The 1,853-nt window shown below is 35.3% G+C and carries 1 protein-coding gene; it reads right to left on the minus strand.

The features are described 5' to 3' along the window. Positions 1-463 precede the first annotated feature (463 nt). A complete protein-coding gene (gene proX, locus D5R40_RS32585; RefSeq protein WP_124145990.1) occupies positions 464-1,480 on the minus strand; it encodes a glycine betaine/L-proline ABC transporter substrate-binding protein ProX in 1,017 nt (338 codons plus the stop codon). Between the last annotated feature and the right edge of the window lie 373 nt (positions 1,481-1,853).

The following is a 1,853-nucleotide window of genomic DNA, read 5'->3' on the forward strand; positions in this document are numbered from 1 at the left end:
TTATATCGTTTGTGTAAACCCAAGGGTGAATATCTACAGGAAATGATGGTTTTTTCTTGCGAGGGTAGCCTTCTTCCCTCTTCCCTCTTTCTTCTTCCTTCTTCCTTCTTCCTTACCTTTGCTATACAAGACCGATGCTACCGGACATGATATTAATAATTAGAGTTGTCGCTAAATAAAGGGAAAAAATCACTCTAACCTAGACAGAGCAATAATTCCCAGCAGTTTTGCCGTCCAATAGCTACAATCCTTACAGAACAAGGTTTTTGGGGGTTTTTAAGTTATAAAGCGACAAGTCTATTGATTGTGATGTTATTGAACCAAATTTAATATTATCAGGATGTTAGGTATGAGGTACGAAAAACTAGGACTTGAGATTGCTTTCCGTTCCGGAATGCTCCGCAAACCCTATGGGTCGCAATGACGGAAATACGTTCAGGTGCGTAAGTCCTATTAGTATAAGTCAAACATCTGCCGCCTTTTTTGCTTCTTCTAACCAACGATCAAACAACTCTTGATTATTTTCAACCCACTCCTTAGCATGGCGACGAATATCCTCTGGAGAATCTTCACCCTCTTTAATATATAGACTTTCAACATTCATATCCTCAGCAGGAATTTGAACCAGTTCAAACCAACGTTTGGCAACTGGGTTAGCTGCTAAAAATTCTTTGTTAGCAAAAATTCGCAGGCGATCAACAGCAAATCCAAGATTTTTACCTTCTATAGTGGTGTCTTTTACTGTTATATTTTTCTGGGATTCTGGAAGAGAGGTAAAGGGAACTTCCAACCAAATTATATCTTTGTCTGGTTTTAAAACTGTAGATACCCAGTGAGGATTATAAGCATAGTAGAGAAGACTTTTCCCTTGCTGGTAGCGACTAATAACATCTGCAAGCAAAATAATGTATTGTCCTCTATTGTGTTCAACTGTATCTTCTAGTCCATAAGCTTTGATATGATGATCGATTATTCGTTCACAAAACCAACCAGGATTACAACCAACTAAATTAGCTTTACCATTACCATCCGAATCAAATAGTTGAGCAATTTTCGGGTCTTTAAGTTGTCCAAGATTAGTAATTTTATATTTATCGGCAGTTTTTTTATCGATTTGATAACCTTGTATCAAATCAGGAGTCAGAACTCCAACTCGCTCTAACTTTTTTTCACCCCCAGCATTATTAAAATATTCTTGGTGTGCTTTTTCAGCACCGATAACACTATAATCTAGGTCACTATTAGCAACAGACAAATAAATAGCAGGGTAATCAATTTCTTTCGGTTTTTCAATCTGATAACCAAGTTTTTCCAGACCAATATTCACAATTTCTGTTTGGAAATGTTCTTCAACCCAATTACTATGGGCAGCACGAACTCTAGTTTTTTTTACAGACGAATTTGATTGACAGGCAATTAAACCTATCAACAAAATTGTCAAAGTCATTCCTAAAGCAAATTTTCTGAACTTTTGTTTCATTAAACAGTTCTAATTAACTTATAATAAAGATTATTTAGGTAGACTATATCCTCAAACATTTGATTATCCAAAAACTTTATAAAAGCTTAAGTATTCTATATTTTCATAGGCAAAAATTATGCACTAAATTACAATCTAATACTAGAGCGTTAATCAAACAAATGAAAATTATTTGTTATCAATAATTCGCAGGCGATCGCTAATTATTTTGAGATCTGAAAAAATACTCTGGAGCTGAGTTTAGAGGTAGGAAGCAAGAGGCATTATCAATTACCAGTTATTAGTTATCAGTACCGCTCTAATTATTTCGAGATATGATATCATGTCCGGTAGCATCGGTCTTGTATAGCAAAGGTAAGGAAGAAGGAAGAAG

The organism is Okeania hirsuta, assembly GCF_003838195.1.
Taxonomy (GTDB): domain Bacteria; phylum Cyanobacteriota; class Cyanobacteriia; order Cyanobacteriales; family Microcoleaceae; genus Okeania; species Okeania hirsuta.